Origin of the sequence: Clostridium cavendishii DSM 21758, from assembly GCF_900141845.1 — a bacterium.
GTDB lineage: Bacteria > Bacillota > Clostridia > Clostridiales > Clostridiaceae > Clostridium_AG > Clostridium_AG cavendishii.
Map to the genome: position 1 here is coordinate 59,968 of NZ_FQZB01000024.1, position 7,877 is coordinate 67,844.

The 7,877-nt window shown below is 28.9% G+C and carries 7 protein-coding genes; all 7 read left to right on the forward strand.

Annotation, left to right across the window (positions count from 1 at the left end; all coding sequences use genetic code 11):
- Positions 1-7 precede the first annotated feature (7 nt).
- On the forward strand, positions 8-793 hold the full coding sequence (locus tag BUB01_RS21325) for a PTS mannose/fructose/sorbose/N-acetylgalactosamine transporter subunit IIC (protein ID WP_072993375.1): 786 nt from the start codon (positions 8-10) through the stop codon (positions 791-793).
- Positions 780-1,604: a PTS system mannose/fructose/sorbose family transporter subunit IID gene (locus BUB01_RS21330; protein ID WP_084109103.1), complete on the forward strand. Its 825-nt coding sequence runs from the start codon at positions 780-782 to the stop codon at positions 1,602-1,604. The genes BUB01_RS21325 and BUB01_RS21330 overlap by 14 nt, the downstream gene beginning before the upstream one ends.
- Before the next feature lie 29 nt (positions 1,605-1,633).
- Positions 1,634-2,125 carry a PTS sugar transporter subunit IIB gene (locus BUB01_RS21335; RefSeq protein WP_072993378.1) on the forward strand — a complete coding sequence of 164 codons (492 nt, stop codon included), beginning with the start codon at positions 1,634-1,636 and terminating at the stop codon, positions 2,123-2,125.
- Between the two features lie 378 nt (positions 2,126-2,503).
- The gene (locus tag BUB01_RS21340; RefSeq protein ID WP_072993381.1) at positions 2,504-3,688 is read left to right on the forward strand and encodes a glycoside hydrolase family 88 protein; all 1,185 of its coding nucleotides are present in this window, start codon (positions 2,504-2,506) and stop codon (positions 3,686-3,688) included.
- 93 nt (positions 3,689-3,781) lie between these two features.
- The gene (locus BUB01_RS21345; protein WP_072993384.1) at positions 3,782-5,893 is read left to right on the forward strand and encodes an alginate lyase family protein; all 2,112 of its coding nucleotides are present in this window, start codon (positions 3,782-3,784) and stop codon (positions 5,891-5,893) included.
- Positions 5,894-5,985: 92 nt separating this feature from the next.
- Entirely contained in the window at positions 5,986-6,771 is a 786-nt protein-coding gene (locus BUB01_RS21350) for an HAD family hydrolase (RefSeq protein WP_072993386.1), read from the forward strand.
- A 297-nt stretch (positions 6,772-7,068) separates the two neighbouring features.
- The coding region (kduI, locus tag BUB01_RS21355; protein WP_072993388.1) for a 5-dehydro-4-deoxy-D-glucuronate isomerase at positions 7,069-7,877 on the forward strand (809 nt) is incomplete at its 3' end.

Consider the following 7,877-nt stretch of genomic DNA (forward strand, 5'->3'; position numbering starts at 1 on the left):
ATTATAAATGACTTTATCAATGTGGCAAATTTTACTTATTACACTGTATATATCAGTGGCATTTTATGATGGTCTTAATACAGGATTTGGTTTGGCAAAACCTGTTATAGCAGGAGCATTTGTTGGTCTTTTATTAGGAGATTTAGAAACAGGACTTATAGTTGGCGGTACAATGAACCTTATTCAATTAGGAGCAAGTAATTACGGCGGTGCATCAATACCAGATTACTTAAGTGGTACTATATTAGGTACAGCTTTTGCAATAATGACAGGAAAAGGTGTAGAAGTTGGTGTAGGGTTAGCCATTCCAATAGCGTTATTATTAACACAATTAGACGTATTAGCTAGATTTGCAAATACATTTTTCCAACACAAAGCAGATCAATATGCTGAAGAAGGAAAGTTTGATTCAGTAGCAAGAATGAACCTTATGGGGTTAATTCCTTGGACATTATCAAGAGCAGTACCAGTATTTTTAGGTTTATACTTTGGAGCAGACAAAGTAAAAGGATTCGTAGATTTTATAAATAAACAATATCCATGGGTATTAACAGATATGAAAGTTGTAGCAGGAATGCTTCCAGCTTTAGGTATAGCAATACTTTTAAGATACTTATCAATAAACAAATACTTTGCATACCTTGTAATAGGATTCATATCAGTTGCATTCTTAAAAATATCAGTATTAGGAGTAGCTTTAATAGGATTAGCTTTAGCTCTTATAGTATACAACAGAAAACAAGAAGAAATACCTGTAGTAGCAGCTAATGGAGGTGTAAATGAAGATGAATAATAATAATGTAGAAAACAAAGTAGTAGATAAAAAATTATTAAGAAGAGTTACATTAAGATGGTGGGCAGGAGTAAGCTGTGGTTGGAACTATGAAAAAATGCAAGCATTAGGTCTATGCTATGCTTTAATGCCAGCATTAAAGAAAATTCATACAAACACAGAAGATTTAAAGAAATCAGTAAAAAATCATTTACAATTTTTTAATACAAACCAAGGTATTGGTGGAATAATAGTTGGAGCTACATTAGCTTTAGAAGAAGATAAATCACAAGATAACACAGAAGCAATAGCAGCTGTAAAGACAGGTTTAATGGGACCTTTAGCAGGAATTGGTGATACAGTATTTGGAGCAATCCCAAAAGCAGTAATAGGAGCTATAGCTGCAAATATGGCTATACAAGGAAATCCAATAGGTATATTATTCTGGTTTGCATTTGATTTATTCTTAATTTACTTAACATTCTTCTTTGTAAGATATGGTTATGAAAAAGGAACAAGTATAGTAGGTGAAGCTGGAAGTAAGTTAAAGAACTTAACAGAAGTTGCTAACGTTTTAGGTGTTACAGTAGTTGGTGCTTTAATTCCAACATTCGTAAACACAAAGATGATAGGTATTTGGAGTTATGGAAAAGTTTCTTTAAATGCACAAAAAGATATAATGGATAAAATTATGCCAGGTTTAGTGCCAGCTGCAATAGTAGCTTTAACTTACTGGTTATTAGGTAAAAAAGGCATGAATTCAACTAGAGTATTATTACTAATAGTAGTGTTCGGATTCTTAGGAGCATATATACAATTATTCGGAATATAAAATTTTACGTAATTTAGGAGGACATAATTATGAAGGGTATAGTACACGTAAGAATAGATGACAGATTAATCCATGGTCAAGTTGCTTGTATATGGTCAACTAGCCTAGGAGTAAATAGAATAATGGTAGCTAATGATGAAGTAGCTAACAATGAAATGCAAAAAAATGTGTTAAGAATGGTAGCACCAGCTGGTATAAATACTTCTATAATATCAAAGGATAAGGCAGTTAATAATATATTAGCTGGAAATTATCAAACTCAAAAAGTACTAATGATTCTTAAAAATCCATTAGATGCTTTATACCTTATCGAACATGGTTTAGATATAAAAGAAATAAATGTTGGAAATATGGCTAAGAGAGACAACACTGTACAAATAAAACGTTCAGTAAGTGTAACTAAAGAAGAGGCTGCAGCATTTAGAAAACTAATAGATAAAGGCGTAAAAATTACTTCTATAATGGTACCGGATGAATCAAAAACATATATTAAAGATTATTTAGATAAGGCAGGCTTATAGAATTTATAAAGCTTGATAAAATATTAAGTAAAAACTTAATTGAAACACGTTCTAGTAATAATTTTATAGATTAGGTTTGGTTCGTAGAATACAGAATCTTACTTAAAAAAATTACTAAAGACTTTTTGGGAAAAGCCTTTAGTATAAAGAGTAAGTAAGAATATAAATTTTAAATTTGATTATTTAAACTTACTCAGGAATATTACTCCTATGAATGATAGTCAATAGGAGTTTCCTTTAAAACAAACATAACTTAACATTAACATTCTAACAAAAAATATATAATAAATAAAGGAGTTCCTGAAAAAGGACTCCTTTATTTCAATATAAATCTTATTTTAATAATTGATTTATAAACTGTTTAGGAGGCAAAGGAATATGAAAAAAATAAATGTAGAAGAAATTAAAAATAAAGAGAGATTTCAAAACATTAAATATTTAACTAAGGAAGAGGTTAAAACTGCACTAGATTTTGTTATAACTAAAATTGATGAAAATATGGAGTATTTTGGTGAAGATAAATTTCCTTCTGCTTCAAGTATTAATGGAGTTTATGATAAGAAGATTAACAAAGATTGGACAAATGGTTTTTGGACAGGAATGCTATGGCTTGCTTATGAATATACAGGTAAAGAAAAGTATAAAAATTTAGCTGAAAAGCATGTAGTAAATTTTAAGCAAAGATTAGATGACAGAATTGTTTTAGAACATCATGATTTAGGATTTTTATATTCATTATCTACAGTAGCTGCTTATAAACTTACAGGAGATGAATTTGCAAAAAAAGTATCAATTGAAGCTACTGAATATTTAATAAGAAGATATCAAGAAAAGGGTGGTTTTATTCAAGCATGGGGGCCACTTGGAGAAGAAAAAAGCTATAGATTAATAATAGACTGTCTATTAAATATTCCATTATTATATTGGACATCAGAAGAAACAGGAGATAAAAAATATTACGATATGGCATATACTCATTATAAATCAACAATTAATAATATTATAAGAGAGGATGCATCTACTTATCATACTTATTATTTTAATCCAGAAACAGGAAATCCGGTCAAAGGTGTTACAAGACAAGGATATTCTGATGAATCTTGTTGGGCTAGAGGACAAGCTTGGGGAGTATATGGGTTACCACTAACTTATAAATATACAAAAGATCAGGATGCATTAAATTTATATCCTGCCTTAACGAATTATTTTTTAAATAGATTACCAAAAGATTTAATATGTTATTGGGATTTAATATTTACAGATAAAGATAATCAAGTAAGAGATAGTTCTTCAGCAGCTATAGCGGCTTGTGGGATATTTGAAATGAATAAATATTATGAAGGACCAGATAAAGAAATATACTTAAAAGCTGCACATGGAATGCTTAGAGAACTTATTAATAATTACACTACTAAAGATGAGAAGAGTTCTAATGGAGTTTTAATGCATAGTGTATATGCTTATGTGGATAACCTTGGAATAGATGAATGTAGTACATGGGGTGACTATTTCTACATGGAAGCGCTAATTAGACTTGTGAAAGATTGGAACCTATATTGGTAAAAGGAAACTCCTTCTCATTTCATTCGAATGAGTAAGTTCTAATGACCAAATTAAAATTTGGATTATCACTTAAATGAAAGAAGGAATTATCAGATGAAGAATTCAAATGTATTCGAGATAATTGATTTAGATTATAAAGGTCTTGAAAAAGTAAGAGAAAGTTATAAAAATGGTGATTTAGATAATGCATATAAAGAACTAAGAAAATATTATTTTAATCGTACAAGTGTTAAAGCTTTTATAAATGATTTTGAAGGACTTAGAACTTTTGTAAATAGAAATTTAAAAGAAGAATTTAACGAATATATAAAAATTGGTGATGAGGTTAAAGAAAAATCCTTTCTATTTCAGATGAAATGGGAAATGGAAAGAACTCATAAAAGATACGATTTTGAAGAGGAAATTAATTGGGATATGAATCCATTTGGAGATGAAGAGTGGACTTATATGTTAAATAGACATAGATATTTAGGAGTACTTGCATATGATTATTTAGTTACTAAAGATAAAAAGTATGGGATAACCTTTGAAGAATTAATTAATCATTGGATAGATAATAATCCTATAAATGATAGTAAGATTAAAACATCATGGAGAACTATAGAAGCAGGCATTAGACTTAAAAATTGGGTTAAAGCTTTAAATATAATGTTAAAAACAGAATATGTAACAGGTGAGCTTATTGCAAAAATATTAGTATCAGTTCAAGAACACTTAATTTATTTAAGAGATAAACATTCCGAAAGTAGAATTTTAAGCAATTGGGTTATATTAGAACAACATGGAGCTTATATAGCAAGTGTATTTTTCCCAGAACTTAAAATAAGTAGTGAAATCGAAAAGTTTAGTTTAGATGTATTAGAGGAAGCTTTATTTTATCAAGTAATGCCAGATGGACTTCATTGGGAGCAATCTTTCCAATATCATAACGAAATGCTTATTTGTTTTTTAGATTCAATTCTTATTTCCAATAGAAATGGTAAAGAAATATCAGAAAAAATATATAATAAGGTCTTAGAGATGGCATATGCAACTCTTCATATTATTAAGCCAGATAATACACAAAGCAATTATGGAGATAGTGATTCAGAAGACTTAAGAGAATTATTAACTTATTCAAGTTTAATGTTTAAGGATGAATATCTTAAAAATAAAGCCTATAAACAAGTTGATTTGTATACTCTATTTAACTATGGAATTGAAGCTGATAAAGAGTTAGATTTGATTTCTATAGATGAAATTAAGCAAACTTCAAAATATTTTGGAGATAATGGACTACATTTCTTAAGAAGTGGATTTAATGAAAAAGATAGCTATTCTATGTTTAAGTGTGGATACTTAGGTAGTGGACATGAACATTGTGATATGCTTCATCTTGACATAAGTGCAAGGGGAGAGGATATTCTTGTGGATTCAGGAAGATATACTTACTCTGAAATTGATGGACAAAGATTTGAGTTTAAACAGGCAAAAAGTCATAATACTAGCACAGTAGATGATTTAGAATTTACTATATGTAAAGGTGCTTGGGGGAATGATGGTATAGCCACACCTATAAAACGTCCTTATAAATATACTGAAAAGTATGACTTTGTAGAAGGCGGGCATTTAGGTTATATAAATATAGAAAATCCTGTACTTACAAATAGAAAAGTTATATTTATTAAGCCATATATATGGCTTATCTCAGATGAGTTTTTTGGACAAGGTAATCATGCCTATAAACAGTATTTTAACTTTAATTCTGATAGCGTGAGTATTACTGAAGATAATTCTTTACTTTATAAAGGAAGTAATGGAGACTTTTTAATTAAAAATACTAATGAAAAAGGAGAATTTTCTTTAGAAGAAAGTTTTGTATCTAAAGATTATAATCATAAATATAAAAGTAAAAGAGGAATATTTAAAACCTCAAGAGAGGGAAACACTTCAATAAATACTGTATTAATATCATTGGAAAAAAATAATACGGTTAAGCCTACTATTAAAAAATTAGAAGTTATATCTTCTAGAAATAGATCTGTAAAAGATGAATTTGCAGAAGCAATTGAAATAACAGTAAGTGAGGCTGAAAGTTATATTGTGTTAATAGTTCATAAAGAAGATGCAATAGGAAGAAAGCTATATCATGTTGATAATATTCCTATGTCAGGAAGGGTAGTAGTTTATAGAAGAGGTGGAGAAAAGACAGTATTAGCGTATTAGTTAAATGAAACTCCTATTTACTATCGTTCATAGGAGTAAGTTCGCATTAACCAAATTGAAATTTGGATGCTTACTTATAAGGAGAGAGAAAGATGATAAAATTAATAGCAAGTGATATGGATGGCACACTCTTAAATGAAAAGGGAGAGTTAAGTGATGAAATTCACGATGTGCTAAGTAAATTGGAAAAAGAAAATATACAGTTTGTAGTTTCTAGCGGAAGACAGTATTATAATTTAGTTAATTTTTTTGGAGAAGCGAAGGACAAGCTTTACTATATATCAGAAAATGGCACATTAATTATGGATAATCAAGGAAATGAAATTTATTCAGATAAATTAGATAATGAAATAGTTAAAGAAATTATAGAAATTATTAGAAATGTACCTAAATCTGCAGTACTTTTATGTGGTAAAAAAGGCTGTTATATAGAAAGTACAATAGGGAAAATAGTTAATGATGTTAAAGCGAGCTTTAATAATTTTGAAATAGTTGAAGATTTATTAGAGGTTGAAGATGATATATTAAGGATAGAAATATATCATGAAGAAAATGCTAAAGAAAATTTATATAAATTTTTTGAAAAATATACAGACAAGCTTCAAGTCATAGCTATTTATAAACATTGGATAGAAATATCAAACCTTGGTGTAAACAAAGGGAGTGCTATAAAAAAACTTCAAGAAAAATTAGGTGTTTCACCTAAAGAAACTATGGTTTTTGGAGATTATTATAATGATATAGAGATGCTTCAGGGTTCTTATTATAGTTATGCTATGGAAAATGCTAAGGATGAAATAAAAAGTTATGCTAGATTTGTAGCTAAAAGGAATTCTGAAAATGGTGTTATTGATAAAATAAAAGAAATAATTTTTTAATAAATTATTGTTAATCTTACTGGCATAAATGATAGCCTAGTGATATTTTAGTGTCACTAGGTTTTTATATTAGTGTAACACTAATATAAAAAGTGATTTTAATTTTTATATTATAAAAATTAAATTTAAAGTATTAGATAGTAGCTACAAAAGTAGTAGTTATAAGCGGTTTAACTATATATAAGAAATGCTTATAAAAATAAAAATTAGAAGTATAACAGAATTATGGCATGGTAATTGCTTTGTATATATAGTAAATACTAATATTAAAAAATTAAATTTTAGGAGGAAATACAAATGGAAATAAGATATGCAAATCATCCAGAGGATTCAAAAAGATATACAACAGAAGAGTTAAGAAAGCACTATTTAGTGGAAAAGATATTCAATAAGGACGAGATTAAATTAACATACAGCCACGTAGATAGAATAATCTTTGGTGGAGCAATGCCAGTAGAAAGTGAATTAAAGCTTGAAGCAGGTAAAGAAATGGGAGTTAGCTTCTTCCTTGAAAGAAGGGAAATGGGAATCATAAATATCGGTGGAGAAGGAGTTATAACTCTAGATGGCACTGAATATGAAATGAAAAAACAAGATGGTATGTATATAGGAATGGGAACTAAAGAAGTTTCTTTCAGATCAAAAGATGCTAAGAACCCAGCAAAATTCTATATAAACTCAGTACCAGCTCATCAAAGCTATCCTACTGTAAAAATAGATATAAAGAATGCTAATCCAGTTAAGTTAGGTTCTCAAACTACTTTAAATGAAAGAACAATATATCAATATGTTCATCCAAATGTATGTAAGAGTTGTCAACTTTTAATGGGAATGACAATGTTAGAAACAGCTAATGCATGGAATACAATGCCTTGCCACACTCATGAAAGAAGAATGGAAGTTTACTTCTACTTTGATATGGATGAAGACACAAGAGTGTTCCATCTAATGGGTGAACCACAAGAAACTAGACATCTTGTAGTTAAAAATGAAGAAGCTCTTATATCACCAAGTTGGTCAATTCATTCAGGAGTAGGTACAAGCAACTATACATTCATATGGGGAATGTGTGGAGAAAATCAAACTTTTGATGATATGGATCATGT

What these genes read in the sequence shown, in the direction of transcription:
- BUB01_RS21325 (WP_072993375.1), top strand. Translation starts at nt 8, where the DNA reads ATGACTTTATCAATGTGGCAAATTTTACTTATTACACTGTATATATCA.
- BUB01_RS21330 (WP_084109103.1), top strand. Translation starts at nt 780, where the DNA reads ATGAAGATGAATAATAATAATGTAGAAAACAAAGTAGTAGATAAAAAA.
- BUB01_RS21335 (WP_072993378.1), top strand. Translation starts at nt 1,634, where the DNA reads ATGAAGGGTATAGTACACGTAAGAATAGATGACAGATTAATCCATGGT.
- BUB01_RS21340 (WP_072993381.1), top strand. Translation starts at nt 2,504, where the DNA reads ATGAAAAAAATAAATGTAGAAGAAATTAAAAATAAAGAGAGATTTCAA.
- BUB01_RS21345 (WP_072993384.1), top strand. Translation starts at nt 3,782, where the DNA reads ATGAAGAATTCAAATGTATTCGAGATAATTGATTTAGATTATAAAGGT.
- BUB01_RS21350 (WP_072993386.1), top strand. Translation starts at nt 5,986, where the DNA reads ATGATAAAATTAATAGCAAGTGATATGGATGGCACACTCTTAAATGAA.